The following is a 361-nucleotide window of genomic DNA, read 5'->3' as shown; positions in this document are numbered from 1 at the left end:
TTTATTGCAAATAATTATGCATATATGGGGTTATTTCAACAGGCGAAGAAATATGCGGATCGCTATTTAGAATTTGCAAAAGAGAAGGAATTCGTAGAAGATACATTAGAACTTCTTGAGATTATGGAAGAAGAAGCAATGGGTGCGGAAGAGATTGAAGATGAAGATGATTTAATTGTTATGCAGGAAGAAGCGAATCGTTATATTCGTAATGGACAATTGGAAGAAGCAATTGCTACATTAGAAATTGTTACGAAAGATTATCCGGAATTTTGGTCAGGTCATAATAATTTAGCCATTGCACATTTTCAATCTGGCAATGTAGACAAGGCACTGAAGTTAACAGAAATGATTTTAGAGA

Annotated in this window: 1 protein-coding gene; it reads left to right on the top strand. The window is 34.1% G+C overall.

Features of this window, described 5'->3' with window-relative positions:
- The coding region (locus MR167_RS31925; RefSeq protein ID WP_242316273.1) for a tetratricopeptide repeat protein at nucleotides 1–361 on the top strand (361 nt) is incomplete at both ends.

The organism is Bacillus cereus group sp. BfR-BA-01355, assembly GCF_022663675.1.
GTDB lineage: Bacteria > Bacillota > Bacilli > Bacillales > Bacillaceae_G > Bacillus_A > Bacillus_A thuringiensis_S.
Note: the sequence above shows the minus strand (reverse complement) of the source record. Positions and strands in the feature narration are given on the sequence as shown.